The sequence below is a fragment of the Pigmentiphaga aceris genome, from assembly GCF_008119665.1.
In the GTDB taxonomy this organism is placed as follows: Bacteria; Pseudomonadota; Gammaproteobacteria; order Burkholderiales; family Burkholderiaceae_B; genus Pigmentiphaga; species Pigmentiphaga aceris.
Map to the genome: position 1 here is coordinate 4973005 of NZ_CP043046.1, position 24493 is coordinate 4997497.

Below are 24493 nucleotides of genomic sequence, written 5' to 3' on the forward strand. Positions count from 1 at the left end.
TGTGTCGCGACAATCGGACGGCTGGCCGGATAGCCCGCCTGTCCCGGCGCACACCTTCACGATAGCGACGATGCTCACCTTCCAACAAATCATTCTCCGTCTTCAGGAATACTGGGCCCAGCAGGGCTGCGCGCTGCTGCAGCCCATCGACATGGAAGTGGGCGCAGGAACCTCGCACACCGCGACCTTCCTGCGGGCGCTCGGACCCGAGCCCTGGCGCGCGGCCTACGTGCAGCCCTCGCGTCGCCCCAATGACGGCCGTTACGGTGAAAATCCCAACCGCCTGCAGCACTACTACCAATATCAGGTGGTGTTGAAGCCCGCACCGTCCGACATTCTCGACCTGTACATCGGCTCGCTGAAGGCGCTGGGCATCGACCCGGCAGAACACGACATTCGCTTTGTCGAAGACGACTGGGAAAATCCCACGCTGGGTGCCTGGGGCCTGGGCTGGGAAGTGTGGCTGAACGGCATGGAAGTGACGCAGTTCACCTACTTCCAGCAGGTCGGCGGCATCGACTGCAAGCCCACCACCGGCGAGATCACCTACGGTATCGAACGTCTGGCCATGTATCTGCAAGGCGTGGAAAGCGTCTACGACCTGGTCTGGACCGAAGGCGCGGGCGGCCGTCGCATCACCTACGGCGACGTCTACCATCAGAACGAAGTCGAGCAATCGACCTACAACTTCGAGCACTCGGACGCCGACACGCTGTTCCGCCACTTCACCGACTATGAGACGCGCGCCAAGGCGCTGCTTGAAGTGCCGCTGGCGCTGCCCGCGTATGAACAGGTGCTCAAGGCTGCACACACCTTCAACCTGCTGGATGCGCGCGGCGCGATCAGCGTGACCGAGCGCGCCGCCTATATCGGCCGTATCCGAAACCTGTCGCGAGCGGTGGCGCAAGCCTATTACGACTCGCGCGAACGTCTGGGATTCCCCATGCTCGACCGCAAGGAGTCTGCATAAATGACGCAGACCGTTCACCCCCTGCTGATTGAACTGTTCACCGAAGAGCTGCCGCCGAAAGTGCTGCGCCAGCTGGGCCAGGCGTTTGCCGACAGCATTGCTGCCGGCCTTGCACAACGCGGCCTGATCGGCGAAGACAATACCGTGACTGCGTTTGCGTCACCCCGTCGCCTGGGCGTTCGCCTGAGCGCGGTGCGCGACCAGGCACCGGATGCGCCTTTCATCGAAAAGCTGATGCCGGTCAGCGTCGGCCTGACGGCCGATGGCCAGGCCGCGCCGTCCTTGCTGAAGAAGCTGGCGGCCAAGGGCCTCGAACACGTCACCGTTGCCGAGCTTGCCCGCGAAGGCGAAGGCAAGGCCGAACAGCTGGTGTATCGCGGCATTGCTGCCGGTGCCAACCTGCAAACCGGCCTGCAAGCCGCGCTGGACACCGCGCTGACCAGCCTGCCGATCCCGAAGGTCATGGGTTACCAGTTGGACGACGGTGAAACCACCGTTCGTTTCGTGCGCCCGGCGCATGGCCTGGTTGCCTTGTTCGGTGACACGGTGGTGCCGGTTGGCGCGCTGGGCCTGACGGCTGGCCGCACGACCTTCGGCCATCGTTTCCAGGGCGGCGGCGAACTCAGCATTGCTGACGCCGGTGCGTACGAAACCACCTTGTCCGGCCAGGGCAATGTGATTGCCGGTTTCGACGAACGTCGCGCCATCATCGAAGGCCAGCTGCGTTCGAAGGCAGCTGAACTGAGTGCCTCGTTGGGCGACGAAGCCGATGTCGGCCCGCTGCTGGACGAAGTCACGGCACTGGTCGAACGACCCACCGTTTACGTCGGCCAGTTCGACGAAGAATTCCTGTCGGTACCGCAGGAATGCCTGATTCTGACCATGCGTCTGAATCAGAAGTATTTCCCGCTGTTCGACGCCGATGGCAAGAAGCTCACGCACCGCTTCCTGATCGTCAGCAACATGCACCTGGAAGACCCGACGAACATCGTCGAAGGCAATCAGCGCGTGGTGCGTCCGCGTCTGGCCGATGCGCGCTTCTTCTTCGAAACCGACAAGAAGCAGCCGCTGGCCAACCGTGTGGACCAGCTGACCAACATCGTTTATCACAACAAGCTGGGCACCCAGCGCGAGCGTGTCGAACGCCTGCGCCTGCTGTCCCGTTGGGTGGCGGAACAGATCGGCAGCAACCCCGACCACGCCGACCGCGCAGCCCTGCTGGCCAAGGCCGATCTGGTCACCGGCATGGTCGGTGAATTCCCCGAACTGCAAGGCGTGATGGGCGCGTACTACGCGGCCGGCAACGACGAACCCGCCGATGTGGTGGCCGCCATTCACGGCCAGTACCGCATTCGCCTGGACGAGCCGGTTACCGCCGAGAACGCCACGGCTACCGCATTGTTCCTGGCCGAACGCGCCGACACCCTGGTGGGCATCTGGGCCATCGGCCTGCAGCCCACTGGTGACAAAGACCCGTTCGGCCTGCGCCGCGCCGCACTCGGCACCATCAGCGCCTTTGAACAACTGGCGGCCGGTGGTCGTCTGGGCGAAGGCAGCGGCCTGAGCTTGGCCACGCTGTTCGCCAAGGCTGGCGAGGTGTTGAACGCTGCACGTGGTGAGGTCGTCAACGCCGAACACCTGCAAGCCGTCGAACAGTTCGTGCTGGATCGTTATCGCAACCAGCTGGCCAACAGCTACGAGCGCAATGCGGTCGAAGCCGTGCTGGCCGTGTCGCCGCCGCTGGCGCAAGTGATCGAACGCGTCCGCGCCGTGATCGCCTTCAGCGCGCTGCCCGAAGCCGCCAGCCTGGCTGCGGCCAACAAGCGTATCGGCAACATCCTGAAAAAGGCGGAGGACGAAGACAAGGGCGCTACGCTAGATCCCCTTGGGCTTGGTGATAGCGCTGCGAGCGAACTCGCCACGATGATGAAATTCGTTCAAACAGACGCAGAGCTTCTATACGAGGAAAGAAAGTTCACTGAGGCTTTGGAAAAGTTGGCTGTCCTCAAAGAATCGGTCGACAATTTCTTTGCCCACGTGATGGTGATGGCCGACGACCTGGAAGTCCGACGCAATCGCCTGGCACTGCTGGCAGCACTGCACCGCACCATGAACCGCGTCGCCGACTTGTCTCGCCTTGCCTGATTACGCGCATCTACCCCGCCCGATGAAATTCCTCATCCTCGACCGCGACGGTGTCATCAACCAGGACAGCCCGGACTTCGTGAAGAAGCCGGACGAATGGATTGCGCTGCCCGGCGCGCTGGAAGCCATTGCCCGACTCAATCGGGCAGGCTGGCGGGTGGTGGTGGCGACGAACCAATCGGGCCTGGGGCGCTGCCTGTTCGACACCTCTGCGCTGAACGCGATTCACACCAAGTTCCGCGCAGAGCTGACACGGGCCGGTGGCAACGTGGAAGGCATTTTCATCTGCCCCCACGCCCCCGATGAGCAATGCGATTGCCGCAAGCCCTTGCCCGGCATGTTCCTGGATATCGGCCGACGTTTCGACATCGACCTGACCCAAGTGCATGCCGTAGGCGACTCGGCGCGTGACCTGATCGCGGCACGCGCTGCGGGCTGCAAGACCTGGCTGGTGCTGACCGGCAACGGCGCAAAAACCCTGGCTGCGGGCGATCTGCCCGAGGGCACCCGGGTATGCGCCGACCTGTCGGCCGTGGCCGACGAATTGATACCCCCTTCCAACAAGGCACAGCAGGGATGATCTGGATACGCTCGACGCTGTACGCGATTTTCATGGGGGTCACCGTGGCGGTGTTCGCCATTCTCTGCGTACTGGCTGCCCCCCTGCCGCTCAAGTGGCGCTACCAACTGACGGTCGCCTGGCCTCGCCTGGCCGTCTATGGCGCACGTGTCATTGCCGGCATCCGCTGGGAAGTGAAGGGCTGGGAAAACCTGCCCGACGCACCTGCCGTGATTCTGCCCAAGCACCAATCGGCCTGGGAAACCATGTTCCTGGCCGCGTTCCTGCCGCGCGAAATCTGCTTTGTCTACAAGCGTGAATTGCACTGGGTGCCTTTCTTCGGCTGGGGCCTGGCGCTGCTGCGCATGATCCCGATCGACCGTTCACGCGGCACCGATGCATTCGAGCAGACGGTGGAAAAGGGCAAGGAACAGCTGGCGCAAGGCCGCTGGATGATCATGTTCCCTGAAGGCACCCGTACTCCTGTCGGCAAGGCCGGCAAGTACAAGAGCGGCGGCGCGCGTTTTGCGATTCGCACCGGTGCGATGGCCGTGCCGATTGCGCACAACGCCGGTGAACGCTGGCCGCGCCAGTCCTTCCTGAAAAAGCCCGGCCTGATCACCGTGTCCATCGGCCCGCCGATCGACCCGACCGGCATGGCACCCGAGGTGCTCAATCGCCAGATCCAGGACTGGATCGAAGGCGAAATGCGGGTGATCAGCCCCAAGGTCTATCGCAATGTCGACCGCAATGTCGACCGTAATGCCGACGGTAACGGCGACAGTAAAGCAGACAGTGCTGCAGCCACCACTGCCGACAAATCGGCCCAGCATGGCGACACGCCCAGCGCCTGAGCTTGCGCGACCGCGGCCCGCCGACCGGCAATCAGCTGGGTCGGTGCCGCAACTCGAATTCAGTTTTGGCGAGGGTGATCTTGCCACGCAACAGGCGTCGGACGCCGGCGGTTCCCTGACATCACTCGTGGTGACAACAGGTGTTGCGCTGGACGTGAGCAACGCCGCTGACCTGTTTGCGGCACCCAGCACACCCGTGCTGCCGCCGCTTGCCACCGAACGCACCCCGGCGTTCGCCGGATTTGCCACAGCAGGAAATCCCGCTGGCAGACCCGGCAGCATCCCCCCGATCCGCCCCGCCCTGCCGATACCCGGCTGGGTGCCCGGGCGCGTCGCCGGCCCGCTGCCCAAAAGCATTCAACCCCGACTGCCCAAGGTCGACGCCGCTGGTGGCCAGATCGACGTGCCACCCACCTTGTCGCCGGGCGCACGCTGGCGCGTGGTCAGGGTCGGCACCGAGATGATCGGGTTTGTCTTGCTGCGATCCAAACGCCGCAGCATCGGATTCATGATCGGGGACGAAGGTCTGCGCGTAACCGCGCCGCGCTGGGTCACATTGGGCGACATCGACGCCGCCGTTACTGAGAAATCCGCGTGGATTCTGTCCAAGCTGCAAGTCTGGCGCGAACGCCGCGACAAGATTGCGCTGGGCGGCACCCGCTGGGAAGACGGCGGCGAATTCCCCTACCTGGGCAAACGCCTGGTGCTGCGCCTGTCCATGCAGCACGGCACGGTGCTGGACGGCAACCCGGATGCCCCGGAAGACGGTGCAACCCTGTGGCTGGGCCTGCCCGCCGACGCATCCAGCATCCGCGTGCGCGACACCGTGCAAGTGTGGCTGCAAGGCCAGGCGCGCCGGCTGATCGGTACACGACTCAACGCTTTCCTTGCGCGCACCGGCCTGAAAATTGCCAAGTGGCGATTGTCATCGGCCAGTTCACGCTGGGGCTCGTGCACCAGCACCGGCAACATCATGCTCAGCTGGCGCTTGATGCACTTCGGTGTCGACGTGATCGACTACGTGATCGCCCACGAACTGGCGCACCTGCGCGAAATGAACCACAGTCCGAAATTCTGGGCCCAGGTCAGCCTGCTGCTGCCTGGGTTCGAGCCGGCGCGCGATGTGCTGCGCCAACACGATCCGGCCTCGCTGCCCAAGTTCAAATAGGCGTGCTTGCAACGCGGTTGGCCGTATTCATCTGGCGTCATGCATTCAAGGTCAGCGCGCTGACCCCACCCACATACGCGTTTTCTTCAACGCATTTTCCGAGGTAATCCAATGCGACTTCTCCACACCATGCTGCGCGTGGGCGACCTGAAAAAATCCCTGGCCTTCTACACTGAAGTACTCGGCATGCGCCTGCTGCGCCAGAAGGACTACGAATCGGGCCGCTTCACGCTGGCCTTCGTCGGCTACGAAGACGAATCCACCGGTGCAGTAATCGAACTGACCCACAACTGGGACACCACCAGCTACGACCTGGGCGAAGGCTACGGCCACATCGCCCTGGAAGTCGACGACGCGTATGCCGCCTGTGACAAGGTGCGCGCGCAAGGCGGCAAGGTCGTACGCGAAGCCGGCCCGATGAAACACGGCACCACCGTGATCGCCTTCATCGAAGACCCGGACGGCTACAAGATCGAGTTCATCCAGAAGAAGTCTGGCGGCGACGGCCCGCAATCGGCCTGATCGGGGGAAAGGGGCATCGACGCGCAGTGCGTGGTGGTGTCTATCTCTCGATCACCAAAATAATCGTCCTGATCCGCCAAGGAAGAATCACCTGCCCTGGCGGCAACATCAAACGCTCGATAGGGCCAGAAGATCACCGGGCACACTGGCGCCGGTTGCCAACCAACGCCGCTCAGCGTCCGACCACAGCGCGTAACCGCCTCACACCAGACGGCGAGCGTGTCGCGCAAAAAAAGCCTGCCAGTCTGTTAAGGTCTTCCCCTGTTTGCCGAGCCGGCCGGACGAACGACCGCCTGCCTGATGGCGGTCTTCGAAGGCTGCAGCGCGCCTCGCGCCAAGCGGCGCAGGCACCGAATCGGACACGCTCTTCCCACCTTGAGCAATGCGCAGGCACCCACGTGTCGCGTACAACCCGGGTGGTCGTCAACGCTCACGTCGCGCGGGTTGTACTGCATGTTGAATTACCTCTGGCTGGGTTTTTTCCTGGTGTCCGCCCTGGCTGCTGCGGGGCGCTGGCTGATCGGCGGCGACCCGATGGTGTTCTCCGAACTGGTCCAGAGCCTGTTCACCATGGCCAAGCTGTCGGTCGAACTGATGGTGCTGCTGTTCGGCACCATGACCTTGTGGCTGGGCTTTCTGCGCATTGCCGAAAAGGCCGGCATGATCGACCTGCTGGCCCGCCTGCTCGGCCCCCTGTTCCGCCGCCTGATGCCGGAAGTGCCCGCCGGCCACCCCGCCATCGGCCTGATCACCCTGAACTTCGCCGCCAACGGCCTGGGCCTGGACAACGCCGCCACGCCCATCGGCCTGCGCGCCATGCGCGAACTGGAAACCCTGAACCCGCGCCCCGGCACCGCCACCAACGCACAGATCCTGTTCCTGGTGTTGAACGCGTCGTCGCTAACGCTGCTGCCCATCACCATCTTCATGTTCCGCGCCCAACAAGGCGCAGCCGACCCCACCCTGGTCTTCCTGCCCATCCTGCTGGCCACCAGCGCATCCACCCTGGTCGGCCTGCTGAGCGTCGCCTTCATGCAGCGGCTGCGCCTGTGGGACCCATTGGTCTTGCTGTGGCTGGGCGGCACCGCCCTGGTGTTGGGAGTGGGCATGGCCACCCTGGCCGGACTGTCGGCAGCCGCCATCGCCAGCGTGTCTTCATTGATGGGCAACCTGACCTTGTTCGGCTTGATCCTGACCTTCCTGATCGTAGGCGCCTGGCGCAAAATCCCGGTCTACGACAGCTTCGTAGAAGGCGCACGCGAAGGCTTCAACATCGCGCGCGACCTGCTGCCCTACTTGGTGGCAATGCTGTGCGCCGTAGGCGTACTGCGTGCATCTGGCGCACTCGACATGCTGCTGGACGCCATCCGCTGGCTGGTTGCTGCCGTCGGTCTGGACGGCCGTTTCGTCGACGCATTGCCAACAGCATTGGTAAAGCCATTCTCCGGCAGCGCAGCCCGCGCGCTGATGATCGAAACCATGCAGAACTTCGGCGTCGACAGCTTCCCCGCCCTGGTATCAGCAACCGTCCAAGGCAGCACCGAAACCACCTTCTACGTCCTCGCCGTCTACTTCGGAGCCGTCGGCATTCAGCGCGCACGCCATGCCGTCGGCTGCGCATTGCTGGCCGACTTCGCAGGCGTAGCAGCCTCAATCGCCGTCTGCTACTGGTTCTTCGGCTAAATGGCTAAGGGCTAAGGACTAACGCCCAACGCGAATCCCAGCCCCTCTCCGCAAGCCGCTTACGTGCGGCCACCCGCTTCGGTGCCACCCCACCCCCAAGCAGACAAGCAACTGCGTTGAGTGGCACTGCCGTAAAAGGCCGCTGATATACGGCACGAAACGTGAGCCGCTGAGCCGCTTCGTAGCGACCTGGCCAGCCAATCCCCGAGGCCAACCGCGTGGCGAGTAAAGGATGGCGGCCAACGAATGCCGAGAACCGCGTCCAGCACCAAGCAGCCAGAAAAACAAACGCCGCCCAAAGGCGGCATACGTTTTTAACCAAGAAATCTTGAAGGCGTGGGTGGTGGGGCCGTGGCGGCTGCCCTTCTGGACAAGGTGGAGGGCGGAGACCCGACGCCAAGGTCAAGCGGGGCAGACGCTACGGCCCCACCACCCGCGACTGACTAAAGAACGCCAACACAACTACAAAACCAAACTCAATCGTCCGAAGCATCCGAGTCAGCAACCGGCTCCATGATCGTCCCGCTCCCCACTCGCCCCGCCGCATACAACGCATCCGCCAGCCCAATGAACTGCGCCACGCTCAAAGCCTCAGCCCGCGATGTATCCGCAATGCCCAAGGCTTCCCACGGCACATCCGGTGCCCAATCCGCCAACACCCGCCGCAGCATCTTCCGGCGCTGCCCGAAGGCCCGCGCCACCACCTGCTCGAACGCCAGCTCACTCTTCGGCTTCAACCGCTCCGCACCCAGCGGAATCATGCGCACAATCGCCGACACCACACGCGGCGGCGGATCGAAACACTCCGGCGGCACATCGAACAGCTTTTCAATGTCATACCGCGCCTGCAACATCACCGACAGACGACCGTAATCACTGTCGCCGGGCTGCGCCACCATGCGATCGATCACCTCACGCTGCAACATGAAATGCTGGTCATAGACCAGATCGGCCACCGCACGCAGATGGAACAGCAGGGGGCTGGAAATGTTGTACGGCAGATTGCCGACAATGCGCTGACGCGGACCGAACTCGGTGAAATCCACCTGCAGCACATCGGCCTCGGTAATGCTCAGACGCTCCGGGGTATGCTGCCTGCGCAGACGTGCAGCCAAGTCGCGGTCGATCTCGATCACCCGCAGATGATCGAGTTTTTCCAGCAAGGGAAGGGTCAGCGCCGACAGGCCGGGACCGATTTCGATCACCAGATCGGTGCGACGCGGATTGACCGCGCGGACAATGCCGTCGGTGATGCTTTGATCGACCAGGAAATGCTGGCCGAAGCGCTTGCGCGCCTGATGTTTCATGACTGACTCGACAAAGACGGGTCGACCATCGCGACCGCCGTGGAAATGGCTTGCAGCAGGCTGCCGACATCGGCACGGCCGGTGCCGGCCAGGTCCAACGCGGTGCCATGGTCAACCGACGTGCGGACGTAGGGCAGCCCAAGCGTGATATTGACGCCCAGGCCAAAGCTTGCGTGCTTCAGCACGGGCAGCCCCTGGTCGTGGTACATCGCCAGCACCGCATCGTACGGAGCCACAATGGACGGTACGAACAAAGTGTCGGCGGGGAAAGGTCCGTGCAAGGCGATGCCTTCAGCGCGCAATGCGGCCAGCGCCGGCTCGATCACCTCGATCTCTTCACGCCCAAGATAACCGCCCTCACCTGCATGCGGGTTCAGCCCGCACACGGCAATCGACGGGCGGGCAATGCCGAAACGCTTGCGCAGGTCGGCATCCAGAATGTGAATGATCTCGGCCAGCAATGGACCGGTGATGGCATCGGGCACGGCGCGCAGCGGCAAATGGGTGGTGACCAGTGCGACCCGCAGGCCGCCGCCCACCAGCATCATCACCACACGCGGCACGCCGGCACGTTCTTGCAGATATTCGGTATGGCCCGAGAAGCTCAGGCCAGCCTGGTTGATGATGCCCTTGTGCACCGGTGCGGTGACGATGGCGTCTGCCGCACCAGCGTCGACCAGCGCAATCGCGCGGTCCAGCGTTTCGATCACATAGTCGCTGTTGGCAAGCACCAATTGTCCGGCCGGTGCCGGCATCCGCAAGGACACCGGTTCCACATCGACACCCGCCAGACCGGCGAATTCGCCGCCACGACTGCGCAGCAATTCTGCATCGCCGATCAGGCTGAGCCGCAGATCGGTGCCCGCAGGCACGCGCATGCCGTCAGGTGCCGCAACCCGCCCTGCCCGCCAATCCGCAAACCACCGGGCAGCCGCCACGGCAAGTTCGGGACCGACGCCAGCCGGTTCGCCGGTCGTCAGCACCAGACGCATGTCGTTCAACCGCCAGCCGGCGGATCCAGACGGATCTCGACGTAGGCACGGTCGCGCAGTTGGCGTGCCCAATCCTCGTAGGTCTGGTCGATCTTGCGATCACGCAGGGCCTGGCGAGTGGTCACACGTTGGCGCTCGGCCGAGACGTCCTGGGTGCGACGCTCTTCGACCTGGATCAAGTGCCAGCCGAAGGGCGACTGCACGGGTTCGCTGATCTGGCCAAGCTGCAGGCCATCCATGACACGTTCGAATTCCGGCACGGTTTCGCCCGGCGACAACCAGCCCAGCTCGCCGCCTTGCGGAGCGCTGCCGTCATTGGAGTACTGACGTGCCATGTCGGCAAAGCTCACACCGTTGACCAGACGCTGACGAATATCGGACAGGCGCTGACGTACTTGGTCGTTGTTCAGCACCTCAGTAGTACGGATCAGAATGTGACGAGCACGGGTCTGTTGAACCGGCATCGGAGCCACGTCGGGCACACCCGAGCTGCCCTTGCGGTCCACCAGCTTCAGAATGTGGAAGCCGTTGCCGCTCTGGATCACCTCACTGACCTGGCCGGCGTTCAAACGGGCCACGGCATCGGTGAACAGTTGCGGCCAGCGGTCCGACGGGCGCGTGCCCAGGTCGCCACCACGCAGGGCTTCTTCACCGTCAGACGATGCGGCAGCCAAACGGGCAAAGTCAGTCGGACCGGCAGCTTGGTTGCGCAGGCCCTCGGCCTTTGCACGCAGGGCGGCAATACGGTCAGGCGACGAGCCTTCCGGCACACGCACCAGAATCTGCGCAAGCGCCAGTTGCGATACGCCGCCACCCGCCTGCCCGGCCTGATCCTGCAAGGCGGCATCGACTTCGGCTTCGCTGACTTGCACCTGGCTGTCGACCGCACGCTCACGCGCGCGCACCATCACGATCTCGCGACGCAGGTCTTCACGGTAATCCGCGAACGGCACGCCGTCGCGTTCCAGCTGATCGCGCATCTGGTTGACGGTTACGCGATTCTGTTCGGCAATACGGCCCACGGCACGATCAAGCTGCGCGTCATCGATACGGATACCCATGTCGGCGGCTTCCTGCAACTGCGTGCGCTCGACAATCATGCGCTCCAGCACTTGGCGCTGCAGCACGTTTTCCGGCGGCAGGGCAATGTTCTGGCGGCTCAGCGTGATGCGGGCGGCTTGAAGGCGCTTGTCCAGTTCACGTCGGGTGATTGCGTCACGATTGACGATGGCCACAATCTCGTCGGCAAGCTGCGGACCGCGTGACGAGCTGCTCGACGCAGCAGCAGGTGCCGCCGGCAGGCGGGTGAATGGCTGGGGTGCCTGAGGCTGCTGGGTAGGCGGCTGCACCATCACCGGCGAACCGGAACCCAGGGACGGGCGCGACGGCCCGCCAGCACCACCACCATCCTGGCCGGGCATGCGCAGTCCTTGTGCCATCGCGGGGATGGCAGCGGACGACATCAGGGTCACCAGCAGCGCCGACACGGCGGGACGGGTCAATCGGGTCAAACTAGTCGATCGCATTACTCGTACCTTTCAAACACTGAGCCAGCAGGCGCCGACGGATTGATGGTCTGATAACCGGGAATACCACGTCGCAAAGCCTGGAACGGACTCGATCCGATTCGCGACAGGCCGGTAAGTTCCAATTGCACGAAGAGCGCAGTGGTCGCTTCGTCCTTCGCCACGGCATAGCGCTGGCCTACGACACGCAGGGCCCAGCAGCAATCGCTCTTGTATTCCAGACCGGCCAGCATCTCGATGATGCGGTTGTCTTCGAAGGAATAATCCACGCGACCCACACCGAACCATTGACGCGACAAGGGCCACTGGAAGGCCACATCGACCTGTTCCTGGGCCAGACGGCTGGCGGCCTGACGTTGCTGTCGTACCGAGACGGCAACGGTGCTCAGGCGTGCAGGCTGCCAGCGTGTTGTGACCGTCGTGCGGGCCAATCGGTCGATCTGCGTATTGTATTGCACCGTCGCTTCGGCACTCAGGCTCTGGGTCAGTGCACCGTAGACCGAGAACAGGAAGTCGGAACGCCCGTCGGTACGTGCTTCCTGACCCGGGAAGGACACGCGCTGGTCAGAGAAGTACACGCGCTGCGCGCCCATGACCCGAGCACGCTCCACACCGGTCTTGGGGTCCAGCCAGCGGCTGGTCAGGGCGGCGGTCAGCTGATTGGCGTCAGCGATCCGGTCCCAGCCCGAGAACAGGTTTTCGGAAAACACCTGGGCAAAGTTGAAGTCGGCCAAATCGGTGTCGAACAGCGGCAGGCGGTCCTGATTGCGATACGGCACGCGCAGGTAGTACAAGCGCGGTTCCAGCGTTTGCGTGACCGGTGCTTTGAACACCGTGGTGTCACGCTCGAACACCAGGCCGCTGTCCACCGACATGATCGGCACGACGCGGGACTGGCTGAACGACTGATTGCCATTGAACGAATCGACCTGGTATTGCGTCAGGTGAACGCCGACCTTCGGGATGATGAAGCCGCCCGGGCGAACCATTGGATACGAGATGGTCGGATAGGCGTAGGCACGGCTGCCATCGGCAGTGGTGGAATGCGTGAAGCGCGAAACGTCGCTTTCCATCCGCAGGTCCAGGCCACCCCAGTCGTAACGGGCACCTTCCAGATGCAACTGGCGGCGATCGTAGGGCGGCGAAATCGGTGCCTTCGGGTCCTGAAGGGTCTGATAGCTCAGAGTGCGGGCATAACCCGACCAGTATTCGCTGCCCCAGGTCAGCATCGCCGACTGCTCAAGCGTGACGGCAGATGCCTGCCCCAGCGAGGTGGTCGTGAAATCGCGGAAGTACTGGTCGTCGGAAGCCTTGGCGTAGTTCCAGTTCAAGCCGAAACCGTTACCCAGATTCTGCGTGTGCCGGCTGGCGAAGAAGTAGCGGTCCGACCCGTAACGGCTGTCACCGGGCAGGTATTCGCCATGCAGTTCGCCGTTGTACGAAGGCTCCAGATAGCGGAAGTCGCCCGCCAGCTGCACACCACGCTTGCTCATGGTGTGCGTCGTCAACGTGGCGTCACGGTTGGGCGCAATGTTGAAGTAGTACGGCACCGTCGCTTCGATACCGTTCTTGCTGTTGATGCCGAAGCTCGGCACCAGGAAGCCGGATTTGCGCTCGTCATTGATCGGGAACGACATGATCGGCGACGCCAGGATCGGCACGTCCTTGAAATAGATCACGCCGTTGTAACCAATGCCCTCGCCTTTTTCGTAGTCGAGGTCGACTCGCTTGGCGCGCAGTTCCCAGGCCGGTACCGCGCAATCGCAACCGGTATAGATGGTGTCTTCCAGCCGGACACGGCGGTTGCTGCGGAACTGCATCTTGCGTGCGGTACCGCTTGCGCCATTGGTGCCCAGATAGAACTTGGGCTGGTCGAAGACGCCTTCGCCGGTGGACAGATTGAGCTTCAGGCTCGGGCCGGTGACCAGATTGCCGTCACGCAGCAGACGCACGCGGCCAGTGGCCTCGATCTCGTCTTCCACTTGGCGGTAATCGATCAGATCGCCTTTGAGCACGGTGCCACCACGACGCCATTCACCATTGCCGCGCAGGCGAGTGCTGGAGTCGGTGTCACCGTCGATCTGATCGGCTTCCAGGAATGTGCGCTGCTGATCAGCAGACGCGGGCGGTGCGGTCACCAGGCCGGGGGCCAGTTTCAGACCAGGGACCAACAATTCGCCGTCGGCGGCGGCCGACGGCTTGGTCTGCGCGTTGGCGGCAGGAACCAGACACATCGCGGCGAGCAGGCTGAGCCAGCGTATCGATTGCACGGGGGGAATCTACCGAACAGTCGCGGACAGGCCGCGGTGGAAGAAAATGGGCGAAGCGCCGGCGCGAAAAAAACGCCAGCGCTCGGTATTATAGGTGCCATGTCAGCTCCCAACACTTCCGCATCTGCGCAGCCCGCTGCGCCTCATTCCGGCACCAGCGCCGGTACCCCCGATCTTCGCCTCGATGCCCTGGGAAAATGGCTTGCCAGCCTGCCCCCGACGCACGGTCTGAAGCCCGAAACCTTGCGTCCGGCATCCAGCGATGCCAGCTTCCGGCGCTATTTCCGCATCGACGCGGCCGCCGGCACCCGGGTAATCATGGATGCGCCCCCCGGCAAGGAAGACTGCAAGCCGTTCATCCACGTGGCGGGTCTGCTGCGCGATGCCGGCCTGTCGGTGCCCGAGATTCTGGAACAGGATCTGGCGCAGGGTTTTTTGCTGCTGTCTGACCTCGGCGCGCAGAATTTCTACTCGCGCCTGCACGAATCGCCCCCCGACAGCGAAATTCAGCAGATGTACGTCGGCGCGCTCGACGCGCTGGTGCGCATGCAGCAAAGCGCCATCACGGGCCTGGCGCACTACGACCACGCCAGCCTGGCGGCCGAATTGACGCTGTTCCCGGACTGGTACCTGGATCGCCACCACGGCAAACCGCTGGATGCCAAACAGCGCGCCGACCTGGACAAGATCTTCGGCCTGCTGATCGAGAACAACCTGGCCCAGCCCGTGGTGCTGGTGCATCGCGACTTCCATTCGCCGAACCTGATGGTGCCGCCCGTCGGCAGCACCGCCCCCGGTGTACTGGACTTCCAGGATGCCGTGGCCGGCCCGATCACCTACGACCTGGCCTCGCTGGTGACGGACGCCCGTTTTACCTGGTACGAGCCCCAGCAGATCGACTGGGCCATCCGTTATTGGGAGATGGCGCGCCGCGCCGGCCTGCCCGTGCCGGCAGACTTCGCAGATTTCCATCGCGACTACGAATGGATGGGCTTGCAGCGCAACCTGCGCATTCTGGGCGTGTTCGCCCGCCTGAATCACCGCGACGGCAAGGCGGTCTACCTGACCCACATGCCCCGTGTGAACGCCTATGTGCGTCAGGTGGCAGGCCGTTACGGCGTGTTCAAGCCGCTGCTGCGCATTCTGGACAGTCTGGAAGACGTCCAGGAAGGTTATTCGTTCTGATGCGCGCCATGATCCTGGCGGCGGGGCGCGGCGAACGCATGCGCCCCCTGACCGACCACAGCCCGAAGCCTTTGTTGGCAGTGGGCGGCAAACCCTTGATCGTCTGGCACCTGGAACGACTGGCCGCCGCCGGCTTCCATGACGTGGTCATCAATCACGCCTGGCTGGGCCAGATGATCGAAGACGCGCTGGGCGATGGCACGCGCTGGGGTCTGCGTATCCGTTATTCGCCCGAAACCGTGGCGCTGGAAACGGCAGGCGGCATTGCCCAGGCCTTGCCCCTGCTGACGGATGGTGACGCGTCGGATGACGCCCCGTTTCTGGTCGTCAATGGTGATGTGTGGTCGGACTGGGCACCGAGTCAGGCGCAAGCGGCCGCGACGCGCATTGCTGATGCGAGTGCCAAGGCCTGGTTGCTGCTGGTCGATAACCCGGTCCACAACCCGGCCGGGGATTTCCGTTTGTCGGCAGACGGCGTCGTGTCCGATGGCAAGCAGCCGACGAACGGGGTCAGGGCAGGCGAAAGCGCCAATGACGGCATGGGCATCGGCCCCGGGCGCGACAGCACCAGGACCCACACCACCACCACTACTACCACCACCGACACCTCAAGCCGTGCGATTGAACCGCCGTCTCCGGTCCTAACCTTCTCCGGCACCGCCGTCTATCACCCCGCCCTGTTTCGCGACCTGCCCGCCGGACAGCCCGCTGCCCTTGCCCCCTTGCTACGCGCCGCCATGCTGCACGGTGCCGTGCTCGGCAGCCACCACGACGGTGCCTGGGTCGACGTTGGCACGCCTGCCCGGCTGGCCGAGCTGGACGCACAGCTGCGTCGCCCCTCCGATCCACGCTTTGAACGGACTTCCGCATGAGCATTCCCGCCGACGACATTTCCCCCTTCGTGAATCGCCGCCAGCGGCTGTTGGACACCATGCGCGCGCAAGGCGGCGGTGTGGCCGTGTTGCCGACCGCGCCGGAAGTCATGCGCAACCGCGACGCCGACTTTCCGTACCGCCATGACAGCGACTTCTATTATTTAAGCGGCTTTGCCGAGCCCGAAGCCTGGGTGGTGCTGATCGCCGGGGCAGAAAATCGCAGCATCCTGTTTTGCCGTGACAAGAACCTGGAACGTGAAATCTGGGACGGCTACCGCTTCGGCCCCGCCGCTGCCGCCGAGCGTTTCCAATTCGACGAAGCCTGGCCAATCGAACAACTGGACGAACGCCTGCCCAAGCTCTTGGCCAACCAACCCGCACTGTACGCGCCGCTTGCCAGCGACCTGGCAGTGGACGGCAAATTGCGTGATTGGCTGGGCGCAGCACGGCGCAACAGCCGTGGCGGCGACACCGCCCCGCAGCGCTTGTACGACCTGCGTGCATTGCTGGCGGAAATGCGGGTGATCAAAGACGCGAGCGAACTCGCAATCATGCGTCGCGCGGCCAAGGTATCTGCCGACGCGCACCTGCGCGCCATGCGCACCACCCGGCCTGGTCAGCGCGAGTACCAGGTGGAAGCCGAATTGCTGCACGAATTCCGCTCGCAGGGTTCGCAGTTCCCGGCCTACGGTTCGATCGTTGCCACCGGTGCCAACGCCTGCGTGCTGCACTACCGCGCGGGCGACGCTGAAATCCGCGATGGCGACCTGGTGTTGATCGATGCCGGATGTGAAATCGACGGCTACGCAGGCGACATCACCCGCACCTTCCCGGCCAACGGCCGCTTCACCGGCCCGCAGCGCGCGCTGTACGACTTGACGGTAGCCGCCAACAACGCGGCCGCCGCTGTCACCCGTGCAGGCGCACGCTGGAACGAAGGCCACGACGCCGCAGTCCGCATCCTGGCGCAAGGCATGATCGACGAGAAACTGCTGTCGGGCTCGCTCGATGGCGTGATCGAATCGAACGCGTATGCGCGTTTCTATATGCACCGCACCGGCCACTGGCTGGGCATGGACGTGCACGACGTTGGTGACTACCGCGACCCCACGCCCGGCGCAGATGGCGTTCGCCCCTGGCGCACGCTGGAAGCCGGCATGGTGTTGACCATCGAACCGGGCATCTATGTGCGCCCGGGAGACGACGTGCCGGAACACTTCTGGAACATCGGCATCCGTACGGAAGACGACGCCATCGTGACCGACACCGGCTGCGAACTCATCACCCGCGACGTGCCCATCGACGCCGATGCAATCGAAGCCCTGATGCGCCGCTGATCATGGACACCGACATTACCGTCCTGGGCGCAGGCCCCGTCGGCAGCACGCTGGCCCTGCTGCTGGCACGCCACGCGCCCGATCCGAGTCGAATCGTAGTGTGCCGTGCGGATCCGAAGCCTGTTGGGGGAAGTGCTGGTGCGGGTGCTGCCGGTCATGCTGCCGGCGCTGTCGGCGGCACGGCATCAGTCACAGCCACGCCCTCCGGCTCATCATCTGGCTCGTCACTCGGCTCCCAACCAGGCTCCCAATCCGACAAGCCTACTTCCGACCTGCGGGTACTGGCGCTCAACCACGGCAGTCGTGTCTTGCTCGAAGACCTGGGCGTGTGGCCGCAGGGCGGTTCCGAGATCCACGACATTCACGTGTCGCAACGCGGCCGGCTGGGCCGCACACGGATCACCCGGGAAGAATTCGACGTACCGGCGCTCGGCACCGTGGTGGGCTACGAAAGCCTGCGCCGGGCGCTCGATGCGGCGGTCGATGCCAGCGGCGTGACGATTCAGCGCAGTCCTGCGTCTGATGCAGCACACATCCGGCGGCAGTTCGACACCGGGGTGGACCTGGCCCAGGGCAATCTGCGCTGGACAAGTGCCGTGGCGGTGCAGGCAGAAGGCGGCACCTTCGACGACACGCAGGCCGCTCGCCGTGCCGTGCAACATCTGCGCCGTGGCTACGACCAGCATGCCGTGATCGCCACCGTGCGTGCGCAACGCCCGCGCCCGCACGTGGCCTGGGAACGCTTCACGCGCGAAGGTCCGCTTGCGCTGCTGCCCTACCCCAGCGAAGGCCAGGCTGATCCGGCACGCCTGTCCCTGGTCTGGTGCTGCACACCCGAACGCGCCGATACGCTCATGGCCGCCGACGATGAACAATTCGCCAATGCCTTGTCCGACACCTTCGGCGACCGCCTTGGCCGTCTGAGCCCCATCGGCCCGCGTGGCCGTTTCCCGCTGGGCGTCAGCCTGCGCCGCGAGGTGGTCGATGGCCGCAGCGTGGCCATCGGCAACGCCGCGCAGACCTTGCACCCCGTGGCAGGCCAGGGACTGAACCTGGGCCTGCGTGATGCGGCCAGACTTGCCCAAGCGCTGACCCCCTGGTTGCGCGCCCCAGGTGACGCCCCCGGCCCGCAACTGGCGGCGTTTGCGCGCGCTCGAACCGCCGACCGTTGGCTGACGACCGGGCTGACGGACTTGCTGCCACGTGTCTTCGCCACCGGGTTCGCCCCGCTTGAGCACGCCTGTGGATTGGCCTTGCTGGGCCTGGACACCATCCAGGCGCTGCGCGCACCGCTGGCACGTCAGCTGATGCAGGGAAGGCGCGCCTAGCAGGAGCGTTGGCAGGATTTGGGGGCTGATCGACGGGCAGCGGCCCATAAAAGACCCCACTCATATCACCGTTCTACGCGCAAGCAGGTGCCGATCAAAAGGCCAGTCAGGGAGCAATCAGCCAATCCCCCCGAGATTGACCCCTGCAAAAAACCCACAAAAAGCCTGCTCCCAGACCGGTTTGAGCGGGTATTTCAGGGCCGCCGGTCAACTCCATTTCGACGGTCCAGCAGGACGGCGCTACAATCCGCCTTCGCTTTTTCTTCCCAGACCCTTGCGAACGACCGCCGCAGCGCCGTCGGACGCCGGGTTTCTATTCCTTTTCGTTTCATGCGCATCGGTCCCCATTCCCTGCCGAACAACGTGTTTGTCGCTCCCATGGCCGGGGTGACGGACCGTCCGTATCGACAGCTGTGCAAACGGCTGGGGGCGGGTCATGCGGTGTCCGAAATGGCAGCCAGCAATCCCAAGCTGTGGGATAGCGTGAAGACCTCACGCCGCATCGACCATGCAGGCGAGATCGAACCGATTGCGGTGCAGATCGCGGGCGGCGACCCGGCCATGATGGCCGAGGCCGCGCGTTTCAACGTGGAACGCGGTGCCCGCATCATCGACATCAACATGGGCTGCCCGGTCAAGAAGGTGTGCAACGTGCTGGCCGGTTCGGCACTGCTGCGCGACGAAGACCTGGTTGCCCGCATCATCGACGCCGTGGTCAACGCGTGCGCACCGCTGGGCGTCCCGGTCACCTTGAAGACCCGCACCGGCTGGTGCCGTGACAGCCGCAATGCCATGCGCGTGGCAACCCGTGCCGAATCGCTGGGTATTGCAGCTCTGGCCTTGCACGGTCGTACCCGCCAGGACCTGTACACCGGCCAGGCAGAGTACGACACCATTCGCGCAGTGAAGGCCGAACTGAAGATTCCGGTCATCGCCAATGGCGATATCTGCACACCCGAGCAGGCACGCGACGTGCTTCAGTACACCGGTGCCGATGCCGTCATGATCGGCCGCGCAGCACAGGGCCGCCCGTGGATCTTCCGCGAAGTCGACCATTTCCTGCGCACCGGCGAGAAACTGGCACCACCCGATCACAAAGAAATGCGCGAGCTTCTGCTCGAGCATCTGGAAGACCACTACCGCTTTTATGGCGAATACACCGGTGTCCGCACGGCCCGCAAGCATATCGGCTGGTACTTGGCCGACCTGCCTGGCGGACCGGCATTCTGCGCCGGCATGAATCAGATCGAAAACACGCGTGAGCAATGGCAGGCTGTCGCCGACTGGTTCGACCAGTCCGACGAGCCCCGCGCATTGGCCGCCTGAGCCCACGTCCAAGGATTGAAGAATGAAAGAACCCACGCTCGAAGAGTGTGTGCGCCGCAACCTCGACCGCTACTTCAAGGATGTCGACGGGGAAACCGTCAGCGGCATCTGGGATATGGTGTTGTCCGCTGTAGAGCGGCCAATGCTTGAAGTCGTGCTTTCGCACGCAGAAGGCAATCAGTCGCGTGCTGCGGACATGCTCGGCATCAATCGCAACACCTTGCGCAAGAAGCTCGACCAGTACCAGCTGAAAGTGTGACCCCATCGCCGGCCCAGTGCCGCACGCCTGCCCGCTCTCCGGCCCATCTGGCCTGTTTTTGGCCTGCACCAACGCCTAATTTCTCATGAAAATCGAACGCGCTCTCCTCTCCGTTTCCGACAAGACTGGCATCGTCGACTTCGCACGCGCGCTGAACGCGCGTGGCATCGCGCTGCTGTCGACCGGCGGCACCGCCAAGCTTCTGGCAGAAGCCGGCCTGCCGGTGCAGGAAGTCTCCGACTACACCGGCTTCCCGGAAATGATGGACGGACGCGTCAAGACGCTGCACCCGAAAATCCACGGTGGTCTGTTGGCACGTCGTGACGCCCAGGCCCACCTGGACGCCATTGCCAACCACGGCATCGGTCGCATCGACCTGCTGGTGGTGAACCTCTACCCCTTCCGCGAAACCGTTGCCAAGCCCGACTGCAAGTTCGAAGACGCAGTGGAAAACATCGACATCGGCGGCCCGGCCATGTTGCGTGCAGCGGCCAAGAACCACGGCACCGAAGCAGGCGGCGTCACGGTCGTAATCGACCCGATCGACTACGAACGCGTGCTGGGTGAGATCGACGGCCAGCAAGGCCAGACCTCGTTCGCACTGCGCCTTGACCTGGCAAAGAAGGTCTTCGCACACACCGCTGCCTACGATGGCGCGATTGCGAACTACCTGACCAGCCTGGCCGAAGTGCCGGCGCAGGAAGCCGTGCCCAAGCGTGACACCTACCCGGAAATCCTGACCGTGCAGGTCAAGCGCAACCAGGCGCTGCGCTACGGTGAGAACCCCCACCAGTCGGCCGCGTTCTACGCCGAGCAGGGTGCACAGCAGGGTCTGCTGTCTGGCTATCGCCAGCTGCAAGGCAAGGAACTGTCGTACAACAACATCGCCGACGCCGATGCAGCCTGGGAATGCGTGCGCACCTTCCAGTTGCCGGCTTGCGTGATCGTCAAGCACGCCAATCCTTGCGGCGTGGCCGTTGCGGCCAACCCGCTCGAGGCCTACACCAAGGCCTTCCAGACCGACCCGACCTCGGCGTTCGGCGGCATCATTGCCTTCAATCAGCCGGTTGATGCAGCAACCGCCGAAGCCGTCAGCAAGCAGTTCGTGGAAGTGCTGCTGGCCCCGGCCTTCGACGATGGCGCGTGTGCCATCTTCGCTGCCAAGCAAAACGTTCGCCTGCTGGAAGTGCCGCTGGGCGAAGGCCAGAACGGCTTCGACATCAAGCGCGTGGGCGGTGGCTGGCTGGTTCAGCAACCTGACGTCTTCAACGTGCAAAGCGACGAGTTCCGCATCGTCACCAAGGTGGCCCCGACGGTCGCGCAACTGGATGACCTGCGCTTCGCCTGGAAGGTCGCCATGTTCGTGAAGTCCAATGCCATCGTCTTCGTGAAGGGCGGCATGACCTACGGCGTGGGCGCAGGCCAGATGAGCCGCATCGACTCGGCGCGCATCGCGTCCATCAAGGCTGAAAACGCCAATCTGTCGCTGGCCGGTACGGCTGTTGCGTCCGATGCATTCTTCCCCTTCCGCGACGGCCTGGATGTCGTGGCCGATGCGGGGGCAACCTGCGTCATCCAGCCGGGTGGCAGCATGCGCGACGCAGAAGTGATCGCTGCCGCAGACGAGCGCGGCATTGCGATGGTGCTGACCGGCACCCGCCACTTCCGCCACTAAGCCAACGCATGCGCATTCTTGGCATCGACCCCGGCCTGCGACGTACCGGGTTCGGTGTCATCGATTACGACGGTACCCGCCTGCGTTATGTCGCAAGCGGTACCGTGGTGGTGCCTGCCGGGGGTGAACTGTCGGGCCGCTTGAAAGTCATTCTGGACAGCATCCGCGAGATCATTCGCCAGCACAGCCCCGATGCATCGGCGATAGAAAAAGTCTTCGTCAACGCCAACCCGGCGTCGACCCTGCTGCTGGGTCAGGCACGCGGTGCCGCCTTGTGCGCCTTGGCCGATCTGGACCTGAGCGTGCAGGAATACACCGCGCTGCAGATCAAGAAGTCAGTGGTCGGCACCGGTCGTGCGGCAAAAGAGCAGGTGCAGATGATGGTGCAGCACCTGCTGGCGCTCAATGGCGCACCGGCACCCGATGCCGCCGATGCGCTGGCCTGCGCCATCTGTCATGCGCACTCCAGCGTATTGGCCACGCGCCTGCAACAGGCGGGCAGCCAGACTGCGACAGGCTTCGGTCTGCGCGGCACCAGCATGCGACGCGGGCGCTTGATCGGGTTGCCTTGATCTGGCTGTCTTGATCGGCTGCTTCTCCACCGGCTGCTTCTCCACCGGCTGCATCTCGTTGCGCAAACGTTGACCCATGCGGCCACATACGTGGCCGTATTCACTTAAGCTCTGGTTCTCTCCAGGCTCAGGCTCTCAGGCCACGGTCTGTGAACCTCCTCATTCAGCTTTCACGCAGGCCACCATGATCGGACGTATTTCCGGCACGCTCATCGAAAAATTCCCGCCGGCCGTCCTGGTCGATGTGGGCGGCGTCGGCTACGACGTCGATGTGCCGATGAGCACCTTCTACGCCCTGCCCGACACTGGCGCAAAAGTCACGCTGCTGACCCACCTGGCGATCCGCGAAGACGCGCATGTGCTGTACGGCTTCCTGACCGCTGCCGAGCGTGAAGCCTTCCGCCAGCTGATCAAGATCAGCGGCGTCGGCGCGCGAATCGCGTTGGCAGTCTTGTCGGGCATGACGGTGGCAGAACTGGCCCAGGCCATCACCTTGCAGGAAGCCGGCCGCCTGACCCGCATTCCGGGCATCGGCAAGAAAACCGCCGAACGGTTGCTGCTGGAACTGAAGGGCAAGCTCGGTGCCGATATCGGTGCGCATGCCGCGCCGGTGGTCGACGGCCAGACCGACATCCTGAACGCCTTGCTGGCGCTGGGCTATTCCGACAAGGAAGCCCTGGCCGCACTGAAAACCCTGCCGGCTGGCGTCAGCGTGTCAGACGGCATCCGCCAGGCACTGAAGTCCTTGGCGCGCTAACGCGCTCAAGTCAGCACGGCTTTTTATGGTGCAATCGGGGCATGGCGACACGCCACGCCCCACCCCGTCCGACGGAGCATTTTTTTCGATGGCGATCCAGTCCGACCAGCTTTCTTCCCGCGATCCGTCTTCGCGTGACCCGATAGATACTCGGGTCATCTCGCCCCGCCCCAGCTCGCCCAACGAAGAGGCGATCGAACGCGCGCTGCGCCCCAAGGCCCTGGACGAATACGTCGGCCAGAAACGCATCCGCGAACAGCTTGAAATCTTCATCACCGCCGCCCGTCAGCGTGAAGAATCGCTCGACCACGTGTTGCTCTTCGGCCCGCCGGGTCTGGGCAAGACCACACTGGCGCACATCGTGGCGCGGGAAATGGGTGTGCAATTGCGTCAGACCTCCGGTCCGGTGCTGGAACGCCCGGGTGACTTGGCTGCCTTGCTGACCAACCTGGAACGCAACGACGTCCTGTTCATCGACGAAATCCACCGTCTGTCGCCTGTGGTCGAAGAAATTCTGTACCCGGCGCTGGAAGATTTCCAGATCGACATTCTGATCGGTGACGGCCCGGCCGCGCGCAGTGTGAAGCTCGATCTTCAGCCGTTCACGCTGGTGGGTGCCACCACGCGCGCCGGCATGCTGACCAATCCCCTGCGGGATCGCTTCGGCATCGTCGCGCGTCTGGAGTTCTACACCCCGGACGAACTCGCGCGCATCGTCACCCGCAGCGCGGGCCTGTTGAACACGCCGATTACCGAAGACGGTGCCACGGAAATCGCCCATCGCTCACGCGGCACGCCGCGTATCGCCAACCGGCTGCTGCGCCGGGTGCGCGACTACGCCGAGGTCAAGGCCAATGGGGTCGTGGACAAGCAAGTGGCTGCCGCCGCACTGACCATGCTGGACGTCGATCCGCAGGGTCTGGACGTGATGGATCGCAAACTATTGGAAGCAATCGTGCACAAGTTCGATGGAGGTCCGGTGGGGGTCGACAGCCTGGCGGCCGCCATTGGCGAGGAACGCGACACGATCGAAGATGTGATCGAACCTTTCCTGATCCAGCACGGATATCTGCAACGCACGCCGCGCGGGCGCATTGCCACGCTGGGCGCTTATCGCCATCTGGGGCTGACGCCGCCGTCGGCTGCGGGTGGGGCAGAACTGTTCTGAGCGCCGGGGCGCGGG

General features: G+C 63.9%; 21 protein-coding genes. 17 read left to right on the forward strand and 4 right to left on the reverse strand.

From position 1 onward, the window contains the following. Window positions 1–70: 70 nt before the first annotated feature. The 7 genes from glyQ (at window position 71) to FXN63_RS21475 (ending at window position 7901) form a co-directional block, all read left to right on the forward strand. The gene (gene glyQ, locus FXN63_RS21445; RefSeq protein ID WP_148817384.1) at window positions 71–970 is read left to right on the forward strand and encodes a glycine--tRNA ligase subunit alpha; all 900 of its coding nucleotides are present in this window, start codon (window positions 71–73) and stop codon (window positions 968–970) included. Beyond that, on the forward strand, window positions 971–3115 hold the full coding sequence (gene glyS, locus FXN63_RS21450; RefSeq protein ID WP_148817386.1) for a glycine--tRNA ligase subunit beta: 2145 nt from the start codon (window positions 971–973) through the stop codon (window positions 3113–3115). Window positions 3116–3137: 22 nt separating this feature from the next. Continuing rightward, window positions 3138–3695: a D-glycero-beta-D-manno-heptose 1,7-bisphosphate 7-phosphatase gene (gene gmhB / locus FXN63_RS21455; protein WP_148817388.1), complete on the forward strand. Its 558-nt coding sequence runs from the start codon at window positions 3138–3140 to the stop codon at window positions 3693–3695. Next, window positions 3692–4528, forward strand: a complete 837-nt coding sequence (locus FXN63_RS21460; RefSeq protein ID WP_148817390.1) for a lysophospholipid acyltransferase family protein — start codon at window positions 3692–3694, stop codon at window positions 4526–4528. The genes gmhB and FXN63_RS21460 overlap by 4 nt, the downstream gene beginning before the upstream one ends. 43 nt (window positions 4529–4571) lie before the next feature. Next, the gene (locus FXN63_RS27140; RefSeq protein ID WP_246164927.1) at window positions 4572–5696 is read left to right on the forward strand and encodes a M48 family metallopeptidase; all 1125 of its coding nucleotides are present in this window, start codon (window positions 4572–4574) and stop codon (window positions 5694–5696) included. A 111-nt stretch (window positions 5697–5807) separates the two neighbouring features. Next, window positions 5808–6218, forward strand: coding sequence for a lactoylglutathione lyase (gene gloA, locus FXN63_RS21470; RefSeq protein ID WP_148817392.1), 411 nt, complete (start codon window positions 5808–5810; stop codon window positions 6216–6218). 453 nt (window positions 6219–6671) lie between these two features. After that, window positions 6672–7901, forward strand: a complete 1230-nt coding sequence (locus FXN63_RS21475) for a nucleoside recognition domain-containing protein (RefSeq protein WP_148817394.1) — start codon at window positions 6672–6674, stop codon at window positions 7899–7901. Between the two features lie 476 nt (window positions 7902–8377). Here FXN63_RS21475 and rsmA read toward each other — a convergent pair whose 3' ends face one another. The 4 genes from rsmA to FXN63_RS21495 are packed head-to-tail and all read right to left on the reverse strand — an operon-like array spanning window position 8378 to window position 13996. Then, complete coding sequence (rsmA, locus tag FXN63_RS21480; RefSeq protein WP_148817396.1) at window positions 8378–9208, reverse strand: 16S rRNA (adenine(1518)-N(6)/adenine(1519)-N(6))-dimethyltransferase RsmA; 831 nt, start codon at window positions 9206–9208, stop codon at window positions 8378–8380. Further along, window positions 9205–10200 (reverse strand): 4-hydroxythreonine-4-phosphate dehydrogenase PdxA, encoded by a 996-nt coding sequence (gene pdxA / locus FXN63_RS21485; RefSeq protein WP_148817398.1) that lies wholly within the window; start codon window positions 10198–10200, stop codon window positions 9205–9207. Before pdxA ends, rsmA begins: the two co-directional genes overlap by 4 nt. 5 nt (window positions 10201–10205) lie before the next feature. Next, window positions 10206–11726: a peptidylprolyl isomerase gene (locus FXN63_RS21490; protein ID WP_148817400.1), complete on the reverse strand. Its 1521-nt coding sequence runs from the start codon at window positions 11724–11726 to the stop codon at window positions 10206–10208. After that, window positions 11726–13996 carry an LPS-assembly protein LptD gene (locus FXN63_RS21495; RefSeq protein ID WP_148817402.1) on the reverse strand — a complete coding sequence of 757 codons (2271 nt, stop codon included), beginning with the start codon at window positions 13994–13996 and terminating at the stop codon, window positions 11726–11728. Before FXN63_RS21495 ends, FXN63_RS21490 begins: the two co-directional genes overlap by 1 nt. Before the next feature lie 99 nt (window positions 13997–14095). Between FXN63_RS21495 and FXN63_RS21500 the strand changes: the two genes are divergently transcribed. The 10 genes from FXN63_RS21500 (at window position 14096) to ruvB (ending at window position 24478) form a co-directional block, all read left to right on the forward strand. Next, window positions 14096–15181, forward strand: coding sequence for an aminoglycoside phosphotransferase family protein (locus FXN63_RS21500; protein WP_148817404.1), 1086 nt, complete (start codon window positions 14096–14098; stop codon window positions 15179–15181). Continuing rightward, the gene (locus FXN63_RS27145) at window positions 15181–16053 is read left to right on the forward strand and encodes a nucleotidyltransferase family protein (RefSeq protein WP_246164928.1); all 873 of its coding nucleotides are present in this window, start codon (window positions 15181–15183) and stop codon (window positions 16051–16053) included. The genes FXN63_RS21500 and FXN63_RS27145 overlap by 1 nt, the downstream gene beginning before the upstream one ends. Continuing rightward, window positions 16050–17393, forward strand: a complete 1344-nt coding sequence (locus FXN63_RS21515; RefSeq protein ID WP_148817406.1) for an aminopeptidase P N-terminal domain-containing protein — start codon at window positions 16050–16052, stop codon at window positions 17391–17393. Before FXN63_RS27145 ends, FXN63_RS21515 begins: the two co-directional genes overlap by 4 nt. Window positions 17394–17395: 2 nt before the next feature. Then, the gene (locus FXN63_RS21520) at window positions 17396–18721 is read left to right on the forward strand and encodes an FAD-dependent monooxygenase (RefSeq protein WP_148817408.1); all 1326 of its coding nucleotides are present in this window, start codon (window positions 17396–17398) and stop codon (window positions 18719–18721) included. Between the two features lie 330 nt (window positions 18722–19051). Continuing rightward, window positions 19052–20047 carry a tRNA dihydrouridine synthase DusB gene (dusB, locus tag FXN63_RS21525; RefSeq protein WP_148817410.1) on the forward strand — a complete coding sequence of 332 codons (996 nt, stop codon included), beginning with the start codon at window positions 19052–19054 and terminating at the stop codon, window positions 20045–20047. Between the two features lie 22 nt (window positions 20048–20069). Then, on the forward strand, window positions 20070–20306 hold the full coding sequence (locus FXN63_RS21530; protein ID WP_148817412.1) for a helix-turn-helix domain-containing protein: 237 nt from the start codon (window positions 20070–20072) through the stop codon (window positions 20304–20306). Window positions 20307–20391: 85 nt separating this feature from the next. After that, on the forward strand, window positions 20392–21981 hold the full coding sequence (gene purH, locus FXN63_RS21535) for a bifunctional phosphoribosylaminoimidazolecarboxamide formyltransferase/IMP cyclohydrolase (protein ID WP_148817414.1): 1590 nt from the start codon (window positions 20392–20394) through the stop codon (window positions 21979–21981). An 8-nt stretch (window positions 21982–21989) separates the two neighbouring features. Beyond that, window positions 21990–22553: a crossover junction endodeoxyribonuclease RuvC gene (gene ruvC, locus FXN63_RS21540; RefSeq protein ID WP_148817416.1), complete on the forward strand. Its 564-nt coding sequence runs from the start codon at window positions 21990–21992 to the stop codon at window positions 22551–22553. A 184-nt stretch (window positions 22554–22737) separates the two neighbouring features. Then, window positions 22738–23310, forward strand: a complete 573-nt coding sequence (gene ruvA, locus FXN63_RS21545) for a Holliday junction branch migration protein RuvA (protein WP_148817418.1) — start codon at window positions 22738–22740, stop codon at window positions 23308–23310. Between the two features lie 88 nt (window positions 23311–23398). Continuing rightward, window positions 23399–24478, forward strand: a complete 1080-nt coding sequence (gene ruvB, locus FXN63_RS21550) for a Holliday junction branch migration DNA helicase RuvB (RefSeq protein WP_148817420.1) — start codon at window positions 23399–23401, stop codon at window positions 24476–24478. The last annotated feature ends 15 nt before the right edge of the window (window positions 24479–24493 follow it).